This is a genomic window from Enterobacter sp. BIDMC 29, from assembly GCF_019378755.1.
Lineage (GTDB): Bacteria > Pseudomonadota > Gammaproteobacteria > Enterobacterales > Enterobacteriaceae > Enterobacter > Enterobacter ludwigii.
The window spans coordinates 173,722-194,486 of sequence record NZ_CP080000.1; the positions used below are offsets into that span (position 1 = coordinate 173,722).

Below are 20,765 nucleotides of genomic sequence, written 5' to 3' on the forward strand. Positions count from 1 at the left end.
ACAGTCAGGCGCTAAAAGACCATAACAGTTGACTCCCCGTCACTTTACAGCCGTTTAATGATTGTTGCCGGATTGCCGCCGACGACGACATTCGCCGGGACGTCTTTCGTTACGATAGCGCCGGAGGCCACCACCACATTATCACCCAGCGTAACGCCCGGGTTAATAACCGCACGTCCACCAATCCAGACGTTGTTGCCGATGGTCACCGGCTTGCCAAACTCCACGCCGCTATTACGCGCGTCGGCGTCCAGCGGATGGGTTGCCGTGTAAATATGCACCCCTGGCGCGAGCATGCAGTTGTCGCCAATATGTATCGGGCAGACATCCAGCATCACGCAATCGAAATTGGCGTAAAATTCTTTGCCCAGATAAATGTTATATCCATAGTCACAGCGGAAGCTCGGCTCAATATAGGCCCCTTCGCTTTGCCCGAGGAGTTCCGCCAGAATGTTCTGGCGTTCGAGTTTCTCATCAGGTGCAGTGTGGTTATAACGGTGAACCAGGTGTCGGGCGCGTAATCGGTCGGCCCGTAATGTTTCATCACCAGGGCGGTAATGTTCACCTGCAATCATCTTCTGCTTTTCTATGCTCATTGGGAACCTCACTGGTCGTCTTTACCGTAGGGTAATCGGAACAGGATGGCAGGGGAACGTTCCCGGAAAATCACTGTGACTATAATCACAATAATATTGCGGATGAGCACGTTTTACACGGAGACCTGCACTCGGGCAGGAGGGTATAGCCAGAAAGTTGAATACAGCTGAGAAAGTGGCGTAGAACCTCTACAGACACACTTCAAAGATTAACGGACAAATCTCCACACGGACGTTGGGATTTTGTCATACAGCTTATTCATAGTCAGTTCTGCAAGACGGTGGTCAGCCGCTGAATAAAATACCGCCAGTTCATTATCAGAAAGCTCGTATTTATTCTTTTCAATTACACGTTCAAGCGTGTCTATTGACTGGCAGCGTCGCAAACGCATCAAATAATCGATTTTTGTGAGTGGTTTTTCAGACATAAATTTACCTTACTAATTGTAATAATTTTAACAGGAAAGACTAACGGGGTTAGCTCTGCTCACGTTGATGAAGCAACGAAATAGTCGGTTGCCCGATTTACGCCATTTCTGCAAATCTTGCGCATTAATGCCGTAGCTGCTGAACAACATAAAGGTGTCATCCAGGTATTCATCAATTTGCTCAATCAGCTTATTATCTTCATTGTACTTAATTTTATAATTAAGTGCGAAGGTTGCAATATGCTCGATCAACTCGTTTAACTGTAAATTGATGGCAGACGTTGGGTCGTTTACCCAGCCATGGTTACTTTCATCAAGATTGGCAAGGCAGTCATGGTACAAGGATTCGCAGAGAAATTTCAACTGCGCGATATCATGCCTTTTTGGCGAGTACTCGTCCATAGCGCATCCCCTTCTGAGTGATTTCTTACTCACCGAACATCATGTCGGGATGGATACAACATACTTAGCCGCACGGGTGCTGTGTTCCTGATAACTCTAACTATAATCCACTCTGATCAAGATTTCACCGCGCTATTACGAAAAATTACAAATAAAAGCACTGACTGCGAGCCTTTACGCAAATGTGCCTTCAGCGCTAAACATTTTTATCCAGATTAACGCGGAACTTTTTTCGCTCCCTTACGTTTCATTGGCTTAGCGTAAACAATCCTAAGATGTCCAAATCCGGAGTTCTCTTTGTCTGAAGATATGGTTAGGAATATTCCTAATCACTTAAGCAGGGAAATGAAATTAAAAAAATCCTGAATTCAGCGATTACGTTATCACTTAATTATGATATGTCATTGTAGGCGGCAGGAAATAAATAGAAGCACAATAAGCCTATTTTATGATTTTTTTCTGAAAAAGAAAAAGGCCGCTAATGCGGCCTTTTTATCATGTGAAACCGGTATCAGTGCGGTTCTACCGAATGACTGTGCTCAATATCTTCATTCTTGCGGCTAAAGCGGCGGCGAACCACCACGAAGAATACCGGAACGAAGAAGATAGCAAGTACGGTTGCGGTAACCATACCCCCCATAACGCCTGTACCGACGGCGTTCTGTGCACCGGAACCCGCACCGGTACTGATAACCAGCGGCATTACCCCGAGGATAAATGCCAGTGACGTCATCAGGATTGGGCGCAGACGCATACGCACCGCGTCAAGGGTCGCCTCAATCAGGCCTTTACCTTCTTTCTCCATCAGATCTTTGGCGAATTCAACGATAAGTATCGCGTTCTTCGCCGACAAGCCAATGGTTGTCAGCAGGCCCACCTGGAAGTACACGTCGTTGGTTAATCCACGGAACGTTGCCGCAAGCAGCGCACCGATAACCCCCAGTGGCACCACCAGCATAACGGAGAACGGAATCGACCAGCTCTCATACAGTGCCGCCAGACACAGGAAGACCACAATCAGTGAAATGGCGTACAGGGCAGGGGCCTGGTTACCGGACAGACGTTCCTGGTAGGACATACCGGTCCAGTCATAGCCGATACCCGCAGGCAGTTTACCTGCCAGCTCTTCCATCAGGTTCATGGCTTCACCGGTGCTTCGGCCTGGTGCGGCCTGACCCAGGATCTCCATGGATGGCAGCCCGTTATAACGTTCCAGACGCGGCGAACCGTATTCCCAGTGCGACGTAGAGAAGGATGAGAACGGCACCATCTGACCGTTGTTGCCGCGAACGTACCAGTTGTTGATATCGTTCGGTAACATACGGTATTGCGCTTCTGACATCACGTACACTTTCTTCACACGACCACGGTCGATGAAGTCGTTGACGTAGCTACCGCCCCAGGCCGCGCCCAGCGTGGTATTGATGTCACTGATGGAAACGCCCAGTGCCTGTGCTTTCTCCTGATCGATGTCGATTTTGTACTGAGGCGTATCTTCCAGACCGTTAGGACGCACGCCGACCAGAAGGTCAGGGTGTTTCGCCACTTCACCGAACAACTGGTTACGTGCCTGCGTCAGTTTTTCATGACCCAGACCGCCCTGGTCAATCAGCTGGAAGTCGAAACCTGTCGCTGTCCCCAGTTCAACAATCGCTGGCAGGTTAAAGGCGAAGACCATCGCATCTTTAATCTGTGAGAACGTGCCCATTGCACGGCCAGTAATCGCCTCAACTTTGTTCTCTTCGCCCGGACGTTCTGACCAGTCTTTCAGAGAAACGAAGGCAATACCGGTGTTCTGACCACGACCCGCAAAGCCAAAGCCGTTAACCGCAAACACGGATTCAACGTTAGCTTTCTCTTTGGTGAGGTAGTAATCCGTCACTTCATCCAGCACCTTCTGGGTACGTTCTTGCGAGGCACCCGCCGGCAGCTGTGCCATCGTCAGGAACACGCCCTGGTCTTCATCGGGCAGGAACGAGCTTGGCAGACGAACGAACAGATAGGCCATACCCACCACGATGATGATATAGAGCAGCAGGTAACGACCGGTGCTGCGCAGGATGTTACCCACGCTATCGGTGTAGTGATGCGTGCTCTTATCAAACATGCGGTTAAACCAGCCGAAGAACCCTTTATGCTCGCCGTGACCGCCTTTCTGAACAGGTTTCAGCATGGTGGCACACAGTGCAGGCGTCAGGATCAATGCAACCAGTACCGACAGCGCCATCGCCGAGACGATGGTGATGGAGAACTGACGATAAATTGCACCGGTTGAGCCGCCGAAGAAGGCCATCGGGATAAATACCGCAGACAGTACCATCGCGATACCGACCAGCGCGCCCTGGATCTGGCCCATGGATTTACGGGTTGCTTCCTTCGGCGGTAGACCTTCTTCCGCCATGACACGCTCGACGTTTTCTACCACCACGATGGCGTCATCCACAAGCAAGCCGATGGCGAGCACCATCCCGAACATCGTCAGGGTGTTTATCGAGTAGCCAAAGATGGCCAGTATGGCGAAGGTCCCGAGCAATACGACCGGTACGGCGATGGTTGGGATCAGCGTCGCGCGGAAGTTTTGCAGGAACAGATACATGACCAGGAATACCAGGATGATCGCTTCTGCCAGGGTTTTAACCACTTCGTGAATCGAGATTTTGACGAACGGCGTGGTGTCATACGGATAAACGATCTTCAGGCCGGACGGGAAGAACGGTTCCATCTTCTTCAGTTCCGCACGGATAGCCGTCGCGGTGTCCAGGGCGTTAGCACCTGTCGCCAGTTTGATCCCGAGACCGGAAGCCGGCTTGCCGTTAAACTTCGCAATGATGTCGTAGTTTTCGCCCCCCAGTTCCACTTTCGCCACGTCGCGCAGACGAACCTGTGAACCGTCCTGATTCACCTTCAGCAGAATTTTGCTGAACTCATCGGCGGAGGTCAGACGGGTCTGTGCGATGATCGAGGCGTTAAGCTGCTGGCCTTTCACCGGCGGGGTACCGCCTAACTGACCGGCGGCAACCTGGGCGTTCTGCGCTTTGATGGCGTTGATCACGTCCACCGGCGTCAGCTGGAAGTTGTTCAGTTTGTTCGGATCCATCCAGATACGCATCGCGTACTGAGAACCGAACAGCTGAACGTCACCCACACCAGACGTACGGCTGATGGCGTCCTTCATGTTGGCGCCCACGTAGTCGGAAATATCCTCCTGCGTCATGGTGCCGTTGGTGTTGATAACGCCAACAACCATCAGGAAGCTACTGGAAGATTTCTCGACGCTCACACCCTGCTGTTGTACTTCTTGTGGCAGCAACGGCATGGCGAGCTGCAGTTTGTTCTGGACCTGAACCTGCGCGATGTCAGCATCAGTACCTGACTGGAAGGTCAGGGTGATCTGTACCGTACCGGTTGAGTCACTGTTTGAGGACATGTACATCAGGTTATCGATACCGTTCATGTTCTGTTCGATAACCTGTGTCACGGTGTCCTGCACCGTTTTTGCATCAGCCCCGGGGTAGGTTGCGGAAATTGTTACCGCCGGTGGCGCAATCGTTGGATATTGCGCGACAGGCAGCTTCAGGATCGCAAGTCCCCCAGCCAGCATGATGATTATGGCGATCACCCATGCAAATATGGGGCGATCGATAAAGAAATTAGGCATGTCTTAACGGCTCCTGTTTAAGTTAAGACTTGGTTTGTTCTGACTGGCCAGCGGCCGAAGCTTGTTGTTTATCGTCAGATTTCACTTCCTGTGCTTTGACCTGCGCGCCAGGACGAACTTTTTGCAAACCAGTAATAATCACGCGATCGCCATCTTTCAGACCTTCCGTCACCAGCCATTTATCGCCAATCGCCTGCGTGGCAGTGATGTTGCGCGTTTCGACTTTGTCATCAGCCCCGACAACCAGTGCACTCGCGTCGCCACGTGGCGTACGGGTGACACCCTGCTGAGGCACCAGAAGTGCGGTTGGGTTGGTGCCTTCTTCCAGACGCGCGCGAACGAACATACCAGGTAAGAGTGTCTTATCCGGGTTCGGGAAAATCGCACGTAAGGTGATGGAACCGGTGGTTTGGTCGACCGTCACATCGGAGAATTCCAGTGTGCCTGCCTGCGGGAACTTGATACCGTCATTGGTCACGAGCTCCACTTTGGCTTTACCGTTTTCCTGCTTCAGCGTGCCGTTTGCCAGCTCTTGTTTCAGGCGCAGGAAATCGTTGCTGGACTGGGTCACGTCAACGTAAATCGGATCAAGCTGCTGCACGGTGGCCAACGCGTTGGTCTGACCGTTCTGCACCAGCGCCCCTTCCGTGACGGAAGATTTACCGATGCGACCGCTGATTGGGGAGGTCACTTTGGTATAGGCGAGGTTGATACGCGCTGTTTCCACTGCAGCTTTCGCGGCAATCACGGCGGCGTTGGTCTGCTGTGCATCAGACAGGGCAGTGTCATAATCCTGTTGACTGATGTACTTGGTACCGAGCAGTTTTTTGTAACGGTTCAGCGTCAGTTGGGAGATTTTGGCTGCAGCTTCTGCTTTCGCCAGATCGCCTTTCGCGCTCTCATAGGAGGCCTGGTAGGTTGCCGGATCAATCTGATACAGAGACTCGCCAGCTTTCACTTCACCACCCTCGGTGAAGTTACGTTTCAGGATGATACCACTCACCTGAGGACGCACTTCTGCGATGCGGTATGCGCTGGTACGGCCCGGTAATTCTGTCGTTATCTGGAGAGGTTCGGACTTGAGCGTCACCACGCCAACTTCTGGCACCTGCTGAGCTCCTTGTTGAGCCTGTTTGTCGTCACATCCTGTTAGCGCTAAGCTGCCTGAGAGCATCAGAACGACCGCCAGAGGCGTTAACCCTCTGTTTTTGTTCATATGTAAACCTCGAGTGTCCGATTTCAAATTGATCAATGGTCCTGAGTCCAAAAACCCATTGCTGCGTTTATATTATCGTCATGCTATGGTACATACATTCACAAATGTATGTAAATCTGACTCCTGTAAATTCACTAACGTATGGCACGAAAAACCAAACAACAAGCGCTTGAAACCCGACAACACATTCTGGATGTGGCTATGCGTTTGTTTTCTCAGCAGGGTGTTTCGTCAACCTCGCTGGCGCAGATTGCTCAGGCCGCGGGCGTCACGCGGGGAGCGATTTACTGGCATTTTAAAGACAAGACAGATCTGTTCAGTGAAATCTGGCAACTCTCAGAGTCCAGCATTAGCGATCTTGAGACTGAGTATCGGGCAAAATTCCCCGAGGATCCACTCTCAGTATTAAGAGAAATATTAGTATATATCCTTGAAGCAACGGTAGTTGAAGAACGTCGCAGGTTAATGATGGAAATCATCTACCATAAATGCGAGTTGGTCGGAGAGATGGCGGTCGTCCAGCAGGCGCAGCGCAGCCTGTGTCTGGAAAGCTACGATCGCATTGAACAGGTCCTCACCCAGTGCATGCAGGCGAACCAGCTGCCGGCGACGTTAATGACCCGACGGGCGGCTGTCCTGATGCGCAGTTATATTTCCGGCCTGATGGAAAACTGGCTTTTCGCCCCGGACTCCTTTGACCTGAAGAACGAAGCCCGCAGCTATGTCGCTATTTTCCTGGAGATGTGCCAGCTCTCCCCGACGCTGCATGGCAAGTCAGGCTCGCTAACAGCCTGACGCGATTCCAGGATTTCTCTTAGAGGCTCACGTTCGCGCTATTCTGCTTCAGGCGAGCGTGATATCCTGCACGCCGGACTATTTTCGGTCATCTTCTGACATCATTCACAACTATGCTGCACACCAATCGCTCGCAACATCCTGTTCTTGTATTTTTATTGGCGACGCTGTTTTTCTTCGCAACGGCACCGCTTTCCTGGGCCCGCGCCGATAACAACAATGACATCCCTTCACGCAGTGATGTTCAGTCGCAACTCGACACTCTGAATAAACAAAAAGATCTCTCTGCTCTGGATAAGCTCGTTCAGCAGGATCTGACGGAGACGCTGGAAACGCTTGATAAAATTGAGCGTGTTAAAGCGGAAACCACACAGCTTCGGCAGAAAGTGGCGCAGGCGCCTGAAAACATGCGTAAGGCCACGGAATCGCTGAATGCCCTGAGCGATGTGGATAATGACGACGAAACCCGTAAAACGCTCGCGACCCTGTCATTGCGTCAGCTGGAATCGCGCGTCGCACAGCTGCTCGACGATCTGCAAACGGCGCAGTCCGATCTCGGTACGTACAACAGCCAGCTTGTCTCCCTGCAAACCCAGCCCGAGCGCGTGCAAAATGCGATGTACGCCGCCTCTCAGCAGCTGCAGCAGATCCGCAACCGTCTGAACGGTACGTCGGTTGGCGAAGGCACCCTGCGCCCAACGCAGCAAACGCTGCTGCTGGTGCAGCAGGCCTTACTGAATGCACAAATCGAACAGCAGCGTAAAAGCCTGGAAGGGAATACGGTGCTGCAGGATACGCTCCAGAAGCAGCGCGACTACGTAACGGCGAACATTAATCGTCTGGAACATCAGCTTCAGCTGTTGCAGGAGGCGGTTAACAGTAAGCGCCTTACGCTGACGGAGAAAACGGCTCAGGAAGCCGTCTCACCGGACGAAACTGCCCGCATTCAGGCGAACCCGCTGGTGAAACAGGAGCTCGAGGCTAACCATCAGCTGAGCCAGCGCCTGATACTGGCAACAGAAAGCGGTAACTCGCTGGTTCAGCAAAATATCAGAGTGAAAAACTGGCTGGACCGCGCGCTGCAGGCTGAACGCAACATTAAAGAGCAGATTGCGGTTCTGAAAGGCAGCCTGCTGCTGTCGCGTATTCTCTACCAGCAACAGCAGACGCTGCCGTCCGCCGATGAGCTCGAGGACATGACCAACCGCATTGCGGATTTGCGTCTGGAACAATTCGATGTGAACCAGCAGCGCGACGCCCTTTTCCAGAGCGATACGTTTGTCGCCAAATTGGAAGAAGGCCATTCCAGTGAAGTGAACCCGGAAGTTCACGACGCTCTGCTGCAGGTTGTGGATATGCGCCGCGAGCTGCTCGACCAGCTCAACAAACAGCTCGGCAACCAGCTGATGATGGCGATTAACCTGCAGATCAACCAGCAACAGCTGGTGAGCGTGTCGAAAAGTCTGCAGGAGATCCTGACCCAGCAGATTTTCTGGGTTAACAGCAATAAGCCGATGGACTGGGACTGGATTAAATCCTTCCCTGAAACGCTGAAGGCGCAGATTAAGAGCATGAAAATCACCGTAAACTGGGAGAAAGCCTGGCCTGCGGTGATGATTGCCTTCCTGGCGGGGCTCCCGCTGCTGTTGATTGCCGGCCTGATCCGCTGGCGTCTGGGCTGGCTGAAGAAATACCAGGATAAGCTGGCGTCTGAAGTGGGGCAACTGCGTAACGACAGTCAGCTGCACACGCCAAAAGCGATTCTGATCGATCTGATCCGCGCGCTGCCGGTCTGCCTGATTATTCTGGCGGTGGGGCTTATCCTGCTGACGATGCAGCTCAACATCAGCGACCTGCTGTGGGCGTTCAGTAAAAAACTGGCCCTGTTCTGGCTGGTGTTTGGCGTGTGCTGGAAAGTGCTGGAAAAAGACGGCGTTGCGGTGCGTCATTTCAACATGCCTGCGCAACTGACCAGCCACTGGCGTCGTCAGATTGTACGCGTCAGCCTGGCGCTGTTGCCGCTGCACTTCTGGTCCGTTGTCGCTGAGCTGTCTCCGCTGCACCTGATGGACGATGTCATGGGCCAGCTGGTTATTTTGCTGAACCTGCTGCTCATTGCCATCCTGATGTGGCCGATGTGCCGCGACAGCTGGCGGGATAAAGAGTCTCACAACATTCGTCTGGCCACCGTGACGGTACTGGCGATTATTCCACTGGCACTGATGGTGCTCACGGCGACGGGGTACTTCTATACCACGTTGCGCCTGTCCGGACGCTGGATTGAAACCGTCTATCTGGTGATCGTCTGGAACCTGCTCTATCAGACCGTACTGCGCGGCCTGAGCGTGGCGGCTCGCCGCATCGCTTATCGTCGTGCCATCGCGCGTCGCCAGCATCAAGTGAAAGAGGGGGCTGAAGGCGCGGAGCCACAGGAAGAGCCAACCATTGCGCTGGAGCAGGTTAACCAGCAGACACTGCGTATCACCATGCTGGTGATGATCGCGCTGTTTGCGGTGATGTTCTGGGCGATCTGGTCTGATTTAATCACCGTCTTCGCCTACCTCGACAGTATCACCCTCTGGCAATACAACGGCACCGAAGCGGGCGCCGCGGTAATGAAAAGCGTGACCATGGGCAGCCTGCTCTTTGCCCTGGTATCGTCAGTGGTGGCCTGGGCATTGATTCGAAACCTGCCAGGCCTGCTTGAGGTGCTGGTGCTGTCGCGTCTGAACCTGCGTCAGGGGGCGTCGTATGCCATCACCACCATCCTCAACTACGTCATTATTATTGTCGGGGCGATGACGGTCTTTGGATCGCTTGGCGTCTCGTGGGATAAACTGCAGTGGCTGGCGGCCGCGCTCTCTGTCGGTCTCGGTTTTGGCTTGCAGGAGATCTTCGGTAACTTTGTTTCCGGCCTGATCATCCTGTTCGAACGTCCGGTACGTATCGGTGATACCGTCACCATCGGCACCTTCTCGGGAACGGTCAGCAAGATCCGTATTCGTGCCACCACCATCACCGACTTCGATCGCAAAGAGGTGATCATCCCGAACAAAGCGTTCGTCACCGAGCGACTGATCAACTGGTCACTCTCTGACACCACAACGCGCGTCGTCATTCGACTGGGTGTGGCCTACGGCTCCGATCTGGATAAAGTGAAAGAGGTGTTGTTAAAAGCCGCGAAATCGCATCCTAAGGTGATGCACGAGCCCGCCCCAGATGTGTTCTTCACCACCTTTGGGCCGAGCACGCTGGATCACGAGCTGCGGTTATACGTGCGTGAGCTGCGCGATCGCAGCTACACCGTGGATGAGCTGAACCGCACTATCGATCGTCTGTGCCGTGAAAACAACATTAACATCGCCTTCAACCAGCTTGAAGTTCACCTGCGTAACGAGAAAGGTGATGAGCATACGGAAGTGAAGCGCGAGATTCAGGGTGACGATCCTACCCCGGCGTAATTCAGGTTCCCTCTCCCGGTGGGAGAGGGTCAGGGTGAAGGCGACTGGCCTTCGCCTTGCCTTCAAAATCCGTCTTCACTATCTCAAGGGCTTTCAACACCGTCTGAGCAGGGATGTCATGATTCTCCAGCAGCATAATCAAATCGACGGCCAGTTTGACCTCATCGGGTGCATTTTCCAGTGACATTTACGGCTCCTGTTAACGGGTCAGACGTTCAATGACGCGTTCGATTTCATCCAGCGCCTGACGGCAACGAACGATGCGGCCCTCGAGGGCGCTAATCTCTCGCATTAATAACTGCTGCTCTTCCAGCGTCTCGCTTGCGTTCAGGCGCGTTTCCCGCTCCTGCTTCATCTCAAACAGACGGCGCGCAAACTCCTGGTTCTCCAGCCGCTTGCGCTGCCATTTACCGAGACCCGGCGACGCGTTGTCCCAGACGCGTAAGGGCCAGGCGGTCATTTCTCGGTGCAGGGCGGTGATCTGCTCGGTGAGATGTTCCGCAAGCCAGGCGACCTGTTGCTGTTGATTGTTCTCAACCGCGTGTCGCAACTCATCAAGATTCATCTGCGCCTCATCAACATAATCCTGGATGCGCGTGCTGCGGGTACGAAAAAGCTGCCGGTCAAAGCGCGGCTTCAGCGTAGCATGCCCCATTAACGGCGTAGCCTGCGCGCGCAGGGTGGACAGCTGATTTTGCAGCGTCTCCAGAAGCAGGGCTGTTTTCAATACGCTCTCCAGTGGTAAAGTAGCCGTTCAGTTTGATAACGATTCGCATTATGCAGCGTACTATTTTAATCATCATTGGCTGGCTCGCGGTAGTGTTAGGCACGCTGGGCGTGGTTTTGCCCTTATTGCCCACCACGCCTTTTATCCTGCTGGCAGCCTGGTGCTTCGCCCGTTCATCGCCGCGCTTTCACCACTGGCTGCTGTACCGCTCCTGGTTTGGCGGCTATTTGCGCCACTGGCAAAAACATCGGGCAATGCCGCCCGGTGCGAAGCCGCGTGCGATCGCGGTGATCCTGATTACCTTTGCCATTTCATTATGGCTGGTGAAAATGATGTGGGTGCGCATTCTGTTGCTGACGATCCTCGCCTGTCTGCTTTTCTTTATGTGGCGGATCCCCGTGGTTGATGAAAAGCAACAAAAGCACTGAAGCCTTATAATGGCTGTTGCAATTATTGCGCGCAGCCAGTAAATTCGACCGTTTTCGAGCACAGCTGCGCCTGGTCAAAGGTTAAACAATTGTTACCCTGGCCGACTCGTTGCGCGCTGTGAGTAACACTGTTTCATTTAGGCACAAACCGATGACCGCAACTGCACAGCAGCTTGAATATCTGAAAAACAGCATCAAAAGTATCCAGGACTATCCAAAGCCTGGCATTCTTTTCCGTGATGTCACCAGCTTGCTGGAAGACCCGAAAGCGTACGCGCTCAGCATTGAACTGCTGGTCGAGCGTTATAAAAACGCCGGGATCACCAAAGTAGTGGGTACCGAAGCCCGTGGATTCCTGTTTGGCGCGCCGGTCGCGCTGGCAATGGGTGTTGGCTTTGTGCCGGTGCGTAAACCGCGCAAACTGCCGCGTGAAACCATCGCAGAGAGCTACGAACTGGAGTACGGCACCGATCAGCTGGAAATCCACGTTGATGCGATCAAGCCTGGCGATAAAGTGCTGGTGGTTGACGATCTGCTGGCGACCGGCGGCACGATTGAAGCGACCGTGAAGCTGATCCGTCGTCTGGGTGGTGAAGTGACCGACGCGGCATTCATCATTAACCTGTTCGATCTGGGTGGCGAACAGCGCCTGGAAAAGCAGGGCATTACCAGCTACAGCCTGGTGCCTTTCCCGGGTCATTAATCCCGGTTTTCACAACCTCGCTCAATGGGTGAGGTTGTGATAGCATTCCCCTCCATAAATTCACCTTCCAGCGTTGCAGAGCCTGCCCATGAGTTATCAGGTGTTAGCCCGTAAATGGCGACCACAAACCTTTGCTGACGTTGTCGGTCAGGAGCATGTGCTGACGGCCCTGGCGAACGGCTTGTCGCTAGGTCGCATCCATCACGCTTATCTTTTCTCCGGCACCCGCGGCGTCGGTAAGACCTCTATTGCCCGTTTGCTGGCAAAAGGTCTGAACTGCGAAACCGGGATCACCGCCACGCCGTGCGGCGTGTGTGACAACTGCCGTGAAATTGAGCAGGGGCGCTTTGTCGATCTGATTGAGATCGACGCCGCCTCGCGCACGAAAGTGGAAGATACCCGCGATCTGCTCGACAACGTGCAGTACGCACCGGCGCGTGGCCGCTTCAAGGTCTACCTGATCGATGAAGTGCACATGCTGTCACGCCACAGCTTCAACGCCCTGCTGAAAACGCTGGAAGAGCCGCCCGCGCATGTGAAATTCCTGCTGGCGACCACCGATCCGCAAAAGCTGCCGGTCACTATTTTGTCGCGTTGCCTGCAGTTCCATCTGAAGGCGCTGGACGTCGAGCAGATCCGCGCTCAGCTTGAACATATTCTTGATGAAGAGAAGATTGTCCACGAACCGCGCGCCCTGCAGCTGTTGGCCCGCGCAGCAGACGGCAGCCTTCGTGATGCTTTAAGTCTCACCGACCAGGCGATTGCCAGCGGTGACGGTAAACTCTCGACCGACGCGGTCAGCACCATGCTCGGCACGCTGGATGACGATCAGGCGCTTTCTCTCATCGAAGCGATGATTTCCGCCAACGGTGAACGCGTCATGTCGCTGGTGAACGCCGCGGCTGCCCGGGGCATTGAATGGGAAGCGCTGTTGGTTGAGATGCTGAGTCTGCTGCACCGCGTGGCGATGCTGCAGCTTTCTCCGTCCGCCATCGGTGCCGATATGGCGGTTATTGAACACCGGATGCGTGAACTTGCGCGCACCGTCCCACCGGCTGACGTGCAGCTTTATTACCAGACGCTGCTGATTGGCCGCAAAGAGCTGCCGTTTGCGCCGGATCCCCGGATGGGCGTTGAAATGACCCTGCTGCGTGCGCTGGCGTTCCATCCGCGCATGCCTCTGCCGGAGCCGGAAGTGCCCCGACAGTCTTTTGCTCCGGTCGCCCCCACTGCGGTGATGTCGCCTCAGCAGGTGCCACCGCAGCCGACGGCTCCCCCGCAGCAGAACGTACCGCTGCCGGAGGCCACCAGTTCGGTGCTTGCCGCACGAAGCCAGTTGCAACGTGCTCAGGGAGCAACCAAACCAAAAAAGAGTGAACCGGCAGCGCCAGGAAGAGCGCGGCCGGTGAACAACGCCGCGCTTGAACGACTGGCTTCGGTTACGGAGCGCGTTCAGTCGCGCCCTGCACCGTCCGCGCTCGAGCAAAAAGCCCCGGTGAAAGAAGAGGCTTACCGCTGGAAGGCAACGACCCTCGTTGAAGAAGTGAAAGAAGAAGTTGCCACACCGAAAGCGCTAAAAAAGGCGCTGGAGCATGAAAAAACACCTGAGCTTTCCGCGAAACTTGCCGAAGAGTCTATTGAGCGTGACGCGTGGGCCGCAGAGGTCAGTAAACTGCAGTTGCCGAAGCTGGTTGAGCAGGTCGCGCTGAATGCCTGGAAAGAGCAGGACGGTCATCAGGTACGTTTACACCTGCGACCGGGTCAGCGGCACCTGAATTCCCCTGGCGCGCAAAAAGCGCTGGCCGAGGCGCTCACCGCATTACACGGTGCACCGGTTGAATTGACTATCATTGAAGATGATAATCCGGCGGTGCGAACGCCACTGGAATGGCGTCAGGCGATTTATGAAGAGAAGCTCGCGCAAGCGCGCGAGTCGATTATCGCGGATAACAATATCCAGACTCTGCGCCGGTTCTTCGACGCCGATCTGGATGAAGAGAGTATTCGCCCCATTTGATCGTGAGTCTGACTTACGGTTGTAATCCTTAAACGTGAAAGAAGAGAGAAGCCTATGTTTGGTGGAAAAGGCGGTCTGGGTGGCCTGATGAAGCAGGCTCAGCAGATGCAGGAAAAAATGCAGAAGATGCAGGAAGAGATCGCTCAGCTGGAAGTCACGGGTGAATCCGGTGCCGGTCTGGTCAAGGTGACCATCAACGGTGCGCATAACTGCCGTCGCGTTGAAATCGACCCAAGCCTGCTCGAAGACGACAAAGACATGCTGGAAGATCTGGTTGCAGCCGCGTTTAACGATGCTGCGCGCCGTATCGATGAAACTCAGAAAGAGAAAATGGCCTCTGTTTCCAGCGGTATGCAACTGCCGCCTGGCTTCAAGATGCCATTCTGATGCAAACCAGTCCGCTGCTCACGCAGTTAATGGAAGCACTGCGCTGTCTGCCGGGTGTCGGCCCGAAGTCGGCGCAGCGCATGGCGTTTACGCTATTGCAGCGCGACCGCAGCGGCGGGATGCGCCTGGCGCAGGCTTTGACCCGTGCCATGTCAGAAATTGGTCACTGTGCGGATTGCCGTACCTTTACCGAGCAGGACGTGTGTAACATCTGCACTAATCCGCGTCGTCAGGAAAACGGTCAGATTTGCGTGGTGGAGAGTCCGGCGGACATCTATGCCATCGAACAGACCGGGCAGTTTTCTGGCCGCTATTTTGTGCTGATGGGGCATCTCTCCCCGCTGGACGGTATTGGCCCGGACGATATCGGTCTCGATCGCCTTGAACAGCGTCTTGAGTCCGAAACGATCAAAGAGGTGATCCTCGCCACCAACCCAACGGTGGAAGGGGAAGCTACGGCCAACTACATCGCCGAATTGTGCGCACAGTATGGCGTTGACGCCAGCCGCATCGCTCACGGCGTGCCAGTGGGCGGTGAGCTGGAGATGGTGGACGGCACCACGCTGTCCCACTCTCTGGCTGGACGTCACAAGATTATTTTCTGACCAAACGGAGGCTGCAATCGCGGCCTCCGCTTGAAATTCTCCCCTCGTATCCCCATCTCTCCCTCAACGTTTTAAAACCCCATTAAATGGCATTGTTGAGGTCGACATAGATGAAAGGACAAGAAACCCGTGGTTTCCAGTCAGAAGTAAAACAGCTTCTGCACCTGATGATCCATTCCCTGTATTCCAACAAAGAAATCTTCCTGCGTGAGCTGATTTCCAACGCCTCCGATGCGGCGGACAAGCTGCGCTTCCGCGCCCTGTCTAACCCGGATCTGTACGAAGGCGACGGAGAGCTGCGCGTGCGCGTCTCTTTCGATAAAGAGAACCGTACCCTGACTATCGCCGATAACGGCATTGGTATGAACCGCGACGAGGTCATCGACCATCTCGGGACCATTGCTAAATCCGGTACCAAAGCGTTCCTCGAATCAATGGGCTCCGATCAGGCGAAAGACAGCCAGCTGATCGGCCAGTTCGGTGTGGGCTTCTACTCGGCGTTCATCGTTGCGGACAAAGTCACCGTACGTACCCGCGCAGCAGGCGACAGTGCGGATCACGGCGTCTTCTGGGAATCTAAAGGCGAAGGCGAATACACCGTTGATGACATCACCAAAGCGGACCGCGGTACCGAAATCACCCTTCACCTGCGTGAAGGCGAAGATGATTTCCTGAATGACTGGCGCGTGCGCTCCATCATCAGCAAATACTCCGACCATATTGCCCTGCCGGTTGAGATTGAAAAACAGGAAGAGAAAGACGGTGAAACCGTGGTGTCCTGGGAGAAAATCAACAAGGCGCAGGCGCTGTGGACGCGCAATAAGTCTGAAATTAAAGACGACGAATACAACGAATTCTACAAACACATCGCCCACGACTTTACCGATCCGCTCACCTGGAGCCACAACCGTGTGGAAGGTAAGCAGGAGTACACCAGCCTGCTGTATATCCCGTCTCAGGCGCCGTGGGATATGTGGAACCGCGATCACAAGCACGGTCTGAAGCTGTACGTCCAGCGCGTGTTTATCATGGATGACGCCGAGCAGTTCATGCCGAACTACCTGCGCTTTGTGCGTGGCCTGATTGACTCCAACGATCTGCCGCTGAACGTCTCCCGTGAAATTCTGCAGGACAGCACCGTCACCCGCAACCTGCGTAATGCACTGACCAAACGTGCGCTGCAGATGCTGGAAAAACTGGCGAAAGACGATGCAGAAAAATACCAGACCTTCTGGAAACAGTTCGGTCTGGTGCTGAAAGAGGGCCCTGCGGAAGATACATCCAACGTAGAAACCATTGCTAAGCTGCTGCGTTTCGCTTCCACTCACACCGACTCCTCTGCGCAGACCGTGTCGCTGGAAGAGTACGTCTCCCGCATGAAAGAAGGGCAGGAGAAGATCTACTACATCACCGCCGACAGCTACGCCGCGGCGAAGAGCAGCCCACACCTCGAGCTGCTGCGTAAGAAAGGCATCGAAGTACTGCTGCTGTCTGACCGCATCGACGAGTGGATGATGAACTACCTGACCGAGTTCGACGGTAAGGCGTTCCAGTCCGTCGCCAAAGCCGATGAGTCGATCGATAAGCTGGCCGATGAAGTGGACGAAAGCGCGAAAGAAGCGGAGAAGGCGCTGGAGCCTTTCGTTGAGCGCGTGAAAACGCTGCTGGGCGATCGCGTGAAAGAGGTGCGTTTCACTCACCGTCTGACTGATACCCCGGCCATTGTCACCACGGATGCGGATGAAATGAGCACCCAGATGGCGAAACTGTTCGCCGCGGCGGGCCAGGCGATGCCAGAAGTGAAGTATATCTTCGAGCTGAACCCGGATCACCCGCTGGTGAAACGCGCGGCGGATACGCAGGACGAAGCACGCTTCGCCGAGTGGGTTGAGCTTCTGCTGGATCAGTCTCTGCTGGCCGAGCGCGGCACGCTGGAAGATCCTAACCTGTTCATTAAACGTGTGAATGCGCTGCTGCTGGCGTAATTGACCCGCCTCCCCCTGGTCTTCTCCCTCTCCTGTGGGAGAGGACCGGGGGAGGGCACCAGACCGCTCCTTCCCGTTAATCTCCCTTCATTAACCGTTTCAGCCCGCCTGCCTTCCTTGAGCCATATCCGTTCTGGTGGTATTGTTTAGCGCTTTTGAAAAATTGAATCGACTTTTGAGGGGATTTTCGCAATGCGTATTATTCTGCTTGGCGCTCCGGGCGCGGGTAAAGGAACTCAGGCTCAGTTCATCATGGAGAAATACGGTATTCCGCAAATCTCCACCGGTGATATGCTGCGCGCCGCTGTTAAATCTGGCTCCGAGCTGGGTAAACAAGCGAAAGACATCATGGACGCAGGCAAGCTGGTGACCGACGAGCTGGTTATCGCTCTGGTCAAAGAGCGCATTGCTCAGGAAGACTGCCGTAACGGTTTCCTGCTGGACGGCTTCCCACGCACCATTCCTCAGGCTGATGCCATGAAAGAAGCGGGCATCAACGTGGACTACGTGCTCGAGTTCGACGTGCCGGACGAGCTGATCGTTGACCGTATTGTTGGTCGTCGCGTACACGCTGCCTCTGGCCGCGTTTACCACATCAAATTCAACCCACCTAAGGTTGAAGGTAAAGATGACGTTACCGGTGAAGAGCTGACCACCCGTAAAGACGATCAGGAAGAGACCGTACGTAAACGTCTGGTGGAATACCATCAGATGACCGCTCCGCTGATCGGTTATTACACCAAAGAAGCGCAGGCGGGTAACACCAAATACGCGAAAGTTGACGGCACCAAAGCCGTTGCTGACGTTCGTGCAGAGCTGGAAAAAATCCTCGGCTAATTGCACCTCTCTCACCCGGGCTCTCCGGGTGAGAAAAATTCTCATCTTACCTATTGCAGCAATGGGTTTCGTTTAAACGCTTTTCCGCTACAATTGAAAACCATTCAAATGGTTAAGAGGCGTGAATGAGTCAGGCGAAAACCGGCATCCTGCTTGCCAATCTGGGTACACCAGATGCACCGACATCAGAAGCGGTAAAACGCTACCTGCGACAATTTTTAAGCGACACGCGCGTCGTGGATACCCCAAGACTGTTGTGGTGGCCGCTGCTGCGTGGCGTCATTCTGCCGATTCGTGCCCCACGTGTAGCAAAGCTTTATCAGTCCGTCTGGATGGAAGAGGGCTCACCGCTGATGGTGTATAGCCGTCGGCAGGAAAAAGCGCTGGCCGCCCGCCTGCCGGATATGCCTGTCGCGCTGGGCATGAGCTACGGTAAACCGTCACTGGAAAGCGCGGTCGACTCGCTGCTGGCGCAGGGCGTCGACCACATTGTGGTACTCGCCCTTTATCCGCAGTACTCCTGCTCGACGGTTGCCGCCGTCTGGGATGAGCTGGCACGTATTCTGGCGACCCGCCGCCGTATTCCTGGCGTGACCTTTATTCGCGATTACGCCGATAACGAACGCTATATTAAAGCGCTTGCCAGTAGCGCGCGCGCGTCGTTTGAAAAACATGGCGAGCCGGATCTGCTGTTGCTCTCCTATCACGGGATCCCGCAGCGCTTCGCCAATGAAGGGGATGATTACCCGCAGCGCTGCCGCGATACTACCCGTGAGCTGGTCTCAGCCCTCGGCCTGCCGCCAGAGAAAGTGATGATGACCTTCCAGTCGCGTTTTGGTCGCGAGCCGTGGTTAACGCCTTACACCGACGAAACCCTCAAAATGCTCGGTGAGAAGGGCGTGAAACATATTCAGGTGATGTCACCCGGTTTCTCCGCCGACTGTCTGGAAACGCTGGAAGAGATTGCCGTGCAGAACAGAGAGTTCTTCCTCGAGGCGGGCGGGACGAAATACGAATACATTCCGGCCCTTAACGACTCGCCTGAGCATATCGAGATGATGGTGTCGCTGGTGACAAACAGCCGCTGATCGCACTATGGGCCGGGTTTGTGCTACCATTCCCGGCCCATAATCCTTGCACAGTTCAGACCCATGAAATTTCCCGGTAAACGCAAATCTAAACACTACTTTCCCGTTGATGCCCGCGATCCGCTCCTGCAGCAAATCCAGCCGGAAAATGAAACCAGCGCCGCATGGGTCGTCGGTATCGATCAGACGCTGGTGGACATTGAAGCTAAAGTGGATGATGCGTTTGTCGCTCGTTACGGTCTGAGCGCCGGTCACTCGCTGGTGATTGAGGACGATGTTGCCGAAGCCCTGTATCAGGAGCTGACGCGCGAAAACCTGATCACCCATCAGTTTGCCGGTGGCACTATCGGCAACACCATGCACAACTACTCGGTGCTTGCCGACGACCGCTCTGTGTTATTGGGCGTCATGTGCAGCAACATCGAAATTGGTGGCTACGCCTACCGTTACCTGTGCAATACCTCCAGCCGCACCGATCTGAACTACCTTCAGGGCGTTGACGGGCCGATTGGCCGCTGCTTCACGCTGATCAGCGATTCCGGCGAACGTACCTTTGCCATCAGCCCCGGCCACATGAATAAGCTGCGTGCAGAGAGCATTCCGGAAGCGGTGATTGCGGGCGCGTCTGCACTGGTGCTGACGTCGTATCTGGTGCGCTGTAAACCCGGCGAGCCGATGCCGGAAGCCACCATGAAAGCGATTGAGTACGCGAAGAAATACAATGTGCCGGTCGTTCTGACGCTGGGCACCAAATTCGTGATAGCCGACAACCCCGAGTGGTGGCAGGCCTTCCTGAAGGAACACGTCTCGATTCTGGCGATGAACGAAGAAGAGGCTGAAGCATTGACCGGCGAGAGCGATCCGCTGCTGGCCTCCGATAAAGCGCTCGACTGGGTCGATCTGGTGCTCTGCACGGCCGGACCGGTAGGGCTGTATATGGCAGGCTTCACGGAAGAAGAGAGCAAACGCAAAACGCAGCATCCACTGCTGCCAGGCGCCATTGCCGAGTTTAACCAGTACGAGTTCAGCCGCGCGATTCGCCATAAAGATTGCGAAAACCCGCTGCGTATTTACTCCCACATCGCGCCGTATATGGGCGGGCCAGAAAAGATCATGAACACCAATGGCGCGGGAGATGGCGCACTGGCGGCGCTGCTGCATGACATCACTGCGAATGCCTACCATAAAACCAACGTCCCGAATTCCAGCAAGCACAAATTCAACTGGCTGACCTATTCGTCGCTGGCGCAGGTGTGTAAGTACGCGAACCGCGTGAGTTATCAGGTGCTGAACCAGCACTCGCCACGCTTAACCCGCGGTCTGCCGGAAAGGGAAGATAGCCTCGAAGAAGCCTACTGGGACCGATAAAGGCAAAACGGCAACCTTGCGGTTGCCGTTTTCGTGTTTGTACCCTCTCCCGGTGGGAGAGGGA

At 54.6% G+C, this 20,765-nt stretch carries 18 protein-coding genes and 1 other annotated feature; of the genes, 11 read left to right on the top strand and 7 right to left on the bottom strand.

Annotated elements, in window-relative coordinates; genetic code table 11:
• Window positions 1-44: 44 nt before the first annotated feature.
• From maa to acrA, 5 genes are all read right to left on the bottom strand, one after another.
• Complete coding sequence (gene maa / locus JTA15_RS00825; protein WP_020885188.1) at window positions 45-596, bottom strand: maltose O-acetyltransferase; 552 nt, start codon at window positions 594-596, stop codon at window positions 45-47.
• Between the two features lie 209 nt (window positions 597-805).
• Window positions 806-1,024, bottom strand: a complete 219-nt coding sequence (locus tag JTA15_RS00830) for an HHA domain-containing protein (RefSeq protein ID WP_014168902.1) — start codon at window positions 1,022-1,024, stop codon at window positions 806-808.
• Between the two features lie 27 nt (window positions 1,025-1,051).
• Window positions 1,052-1,426, bottom strand: a complete 375-nt coding sequence (tomB, locus tag JTA15_RS00835) for an Hha toxicity modulator TomB (protein ID WP_020885187.1) — start codon at window positions 1,424-1,426, stop codon at window positions 1,052-1,054.
• A gap of 511 nt (window positions 1,427-1,937) precedes the next feature.
• Window positions 1,938-5,084: a multidrug efflux RND transporter permease subunit AcrB gene (gene acrB, locus JTA15_RS00840; protein WP_014168904.1), complete on the bottom strand. Its 3,147-nt coding sequence runs from the start codon at window positions 5,082-5,084 to the stop codon at window positions 1,938-1,940.
• A gap of 22 nt (window positions 5,085-5,106) precedes the next feature.
• Window positions 5,107-6,300, bottom strand: coding sequence for a multidrug efflux RND transporter periplasmic adaptor subunit AcrA (gene acrA, locus JTA15_RS00845; protein ID WP_020885186.1), 1,194 nt, complete (start codon window positions 6,298-6,300; stop codon window positions 5,107-5,109).
• A gap of 141 nt (window positions 6,301-6,441) precedes the next feature.
• Between acrA and acrR the strand changes: the two genes are divergently transcribed.
• Window positions 6,442-7,095 (top strand): multidrug efflux transporter transcriptional repressor AcrR, encoded by a 654-nt coding sequence (gene acrR, locus JTA15_RS00850; RefSeq protein ID WP_014168906.1) that lies wholly within the window; start codon window positions 6,442-6,444, stop codon window positions 7,093-7,095.
• 113 nt (window positions 7,096-7,208) lie between these two features.
• Window positions 7,209-10,556: a mechanosensitive channel MscK gene (gene mscK / locus JTA15_RS00855; protein WP_014168907.1), complete on the top strand. Its 3,348-nt coding sequence runs from the start codon at window positions 7,209-7,211 to the stop codon at window positions 10,554-10,556.
• 1 nt (window position 10,557) lies between these two features.
• On the opposite strand, the gene rsmS is transcribed toward mscK, so the two are convergent.
• Both rsmS and priC read right to left on the bottom strand, forming a co-directional pair.
• Complete coding sequence (rsmS, locus tag JTA15_RS00860; protein ID WP_032681547.1) at window positions 10,558-10,743, bottom strand: pleiotropic regulatory protein RsmS; 186 nt, start codon at window positions 10,741-10,743, stop codon at window positions 10,558-10,560.
• A 12-nt stretch (window positions 10,744-10,755) separates the two neighbouring features.
• Window positions 10,756-11,283 carry a primosomal replication protein N'' gene (gene priC, locus JTA15_RS00865; protein ID WP_126488626.1) on the bottom strand — a complete coding sequence of 176 codons (528 nt, stop codon included), beginning with the start codon at window positions 11,281-11,283 and terminating at the stop codon, window positions 10,756-10,758.
• 50 nt (window positions 11,284-11,333) lie between these two features.
• Between priC and JTA15_RS00870 the strand changes: the two genes are divergently transcribed.
• From JTA15_RS00870 to JTA15_RS00910, 9 genes are all read left to right on the top strand, one after another.
• Window positions 11,334-11,711 carry a DUF454 family protein gene (locus tag JTA15_RS00870; RefSeq protein WP_020885182.1) on the top strand — a complete coding sequence of 126 codons (378 nt, stop codon included), beginning with the start codon at window positions 11,334-11,336 and terminating at the stop codon, window positions 11,709-11,711.
• A 151-nt stretch (window positions 11,712-11,862) separates the two neighbouring features.
• A complete protein-coding gene (apt, locus tag JTA15_RS00875; RefSeq protein ID WP_000127359.1) occupies window positions 11,863-12,414 on the top strand; it encodes an adenine phosphoribosyltransferase in 552 nt (183 codons plus the stop codon).
• An 88-nt stretch (window positions 12,415-12,502) separates the two neighbouring features.
• Window positions 12,503-14,431, top strand: a complete 1,929-nt coding sequence (gene dnaX / locus JTA15_RS00880) for a DNA polymerase III subunit gamma/tau (protein WP_047744116.1) — start codon at window positions 12,503-12,505, stop codon at window positions 14,429-14,431.
• Window positions 13,761-13,825: a sequence feature (DnaX frameshifting element), on the top strand. It overlaps the preceding gene by 65 nt.
• 54 nt (window positions 14,432-14,485) lie before the next feature.
• Window positions 14,486-14,818, top strand: a complete 333-nt coding sequence (locus tag JTA15_RS00885; RefSeq protein ID WP_010428194.1) for a YbaB/EbfC family nucleoid-associated protein — start codon at window positions 14,486-14,488, stop codon at window positions 14,816-14,818.
• Entirely contained in the window at window positions 14,818-15,423 is a 606-nt protein-coding gene (gene recR / locus JTA15_RS00890) for a recombination mediator RecR (RefSeq protein ID WP_006809843.1), read from the top strand. The genes JTA15_RS00885 and recR overlap by 1 nt, the downstream gene beginning before the upstream one ends.
• 110 nt (window positions 15,424-15,533) lie before the next feature.
• Window positions 15,534-17,408: a molecular chaperone HtpG gene (gene htpG, locus JTA15_RS00895; protein WP_020885180.1), complete on the top strand. Its 1,875-nt coding sequence runs from the start codon at window positions 15,534-15,536 to the stop codon at window positions 17,406-17,408.
• 192 nt (window positions 17,409-17,600) lie between these two features.
• Window positions 17,601-18,245 carry an adenylate kinase gene (adk, locus tag JTA15_RS00900; RefSeq protein ID WP_006809841.1) on the top strand — a complete coding sequence of 215 codons (645 nt, stop codon included), beginning with the start codon at window positions 17,601-17,603 and terminating at the stop codon, window positions 18,243-18,245.
• A 125-nt stretch (window positions 18,246-18,370) separates the two neighbouring features.
• Entirely contained in the window at window positions 18,371-19,333 is a 963-nt protein-coding gene (gene hemH / locus JTA15_RS00905; RefSeq protein WP_025204839.1) for a ferrochelatase, read from the top strand.
• 63 nt (window positions 19,334-19,396) lie between these two features.
• Window positions 19,397-20,701, top strand: a complete 1,305-nt coding sequence (locus tag JTA15_RS00910) for an inosine/guanosine kinase (protein WP_020885178.1) — start codon at window positions 19,397-19,399, stop codon at window positions 20,699-20,701.
• Window positions 20,702-20,765 lie beyond the last annotated feature (64 nt).

What these genes read in the sequence shown, in the direction of transcription:
- JTA15_RS00830 (WP_014168902.1), bottom strand. Translation starts at nt 1,024, where the DNA reads ATGTCTGAAAAACCACTCACAAAAATCGATTATTTGATGCGTTTGCGA.
- JTA15_RS00870 (WP_020885182.1), top strand. Translation starts at nt 11,334, where the DNA reads ATGCAGCGTACTATTTTAATCATCATTGGCTGGCTCGCGGTAGTGTTA.
- htpG (WP_020885180.1), top strand. Translation starts at nt 15,534, where the DNA reads ATGAAAGGACAAGAAACCCGTGGTTTCCAGTCAGAAGTAAAACAGCTT.
- rsmS (WP_032681547.1), bottom strand. Translation starts at nt 10,743, where the DNA reads ATGTCACTGGAAAATGCACCCGATGAGGTCAAACTGGCCGTCGATTTG.
- dnaX (WP_047744116.1), top strand. Translation starts at nt 12,503, where the DNA reads ATGAGTTATCAGGTGTTAGCCCGTAAATGGCGACCACAAACCTTTGCT.
- hemH (WP_025204839.1), top strand. Translation starts at nt 18,371, where the DNA reads ATGAGTCAGGCGAAAACCGGCATCCTGCTTGCCAATCTGGGTACACCA.
- mscK (WP_014168907.1), top strand. Translation starts at nt 7,209, where the DNA reads ATGCTGCACACCAATCGCTCGCAACATCCTGTTCTTGTATTTTTATTG.
- acrB (WP_014168904.1), bottom strand. Translation starts at nt 5,084, where the DNA reads ATGCCTAATTTCTTTATCGATCGCCCCATATTTGCATGGGTGATCGCC.
- JTA15_RS00885 (WP_010428194.1), top strand. Translation starts at nt 14,486, where the DNA reads ATGTTTGGTGGAAAAGGCGGTCTGGGTGGCCTGATGAAGCAGGCTCAG.
- recR (WP_006809843.1), top strand. Translation starts at nt 14,818, where the DNA reads ATGCAAACCAGTCCGCTGCTCACGCAGTTAATGGAAGCACTGCGCTGT.
- apt (WP_000127359.1), top strand. Translation starts at nt 11,863, where the DNA reads ATGACCGCAACTGCACAGCAGCTTGAATATCTGAAAAACAGCATCAAA.
- acrR (WP_014168906.1), top strand. Translation starts at nt 6,442, where the DNA reads ATGGCACGAAAAACCAAACAACAAGCGCTTGAAACCCGACAACACATT.
- JTA15_RS00910 (WP_020885178.1), top strand. Translation starts at nt 19,397, where the DNA reads ATGAAATTTCCCGGTAAACGCAAATCTAAACACTACTTTCCCGTTGAT.
- maa (WP_020885188.1), bottom strand. Translation starts at nt 596, where the DNA reads ATGAGCATAGAAAAGCAGAAGATGATTGCAGGTGAACATTACCGCCCT.
- adk (WP_006809841.1), top strand. Translation starts at nt 17,601, where the DNA reads ATGCGTATTATTCTGCTTGGCGCTCCGGGCGCGGGTAAAGGAACTCAG.
- tomB (WP_020885187.1), bottom strand. Translation starts at nt 1,426, where the DNA reads ATGGACGAGTACTCGCCAAAAAGGCATGATATCGCGCAGTTGAAATTT.
- acrA (WP_020885186.1), bottom strand. Translation starts at nt 6,300, where the DNA reads ATGAACAAAAACAGAGGGTTAACGCCTCTGGCGGTCGTTCTGATGCTC.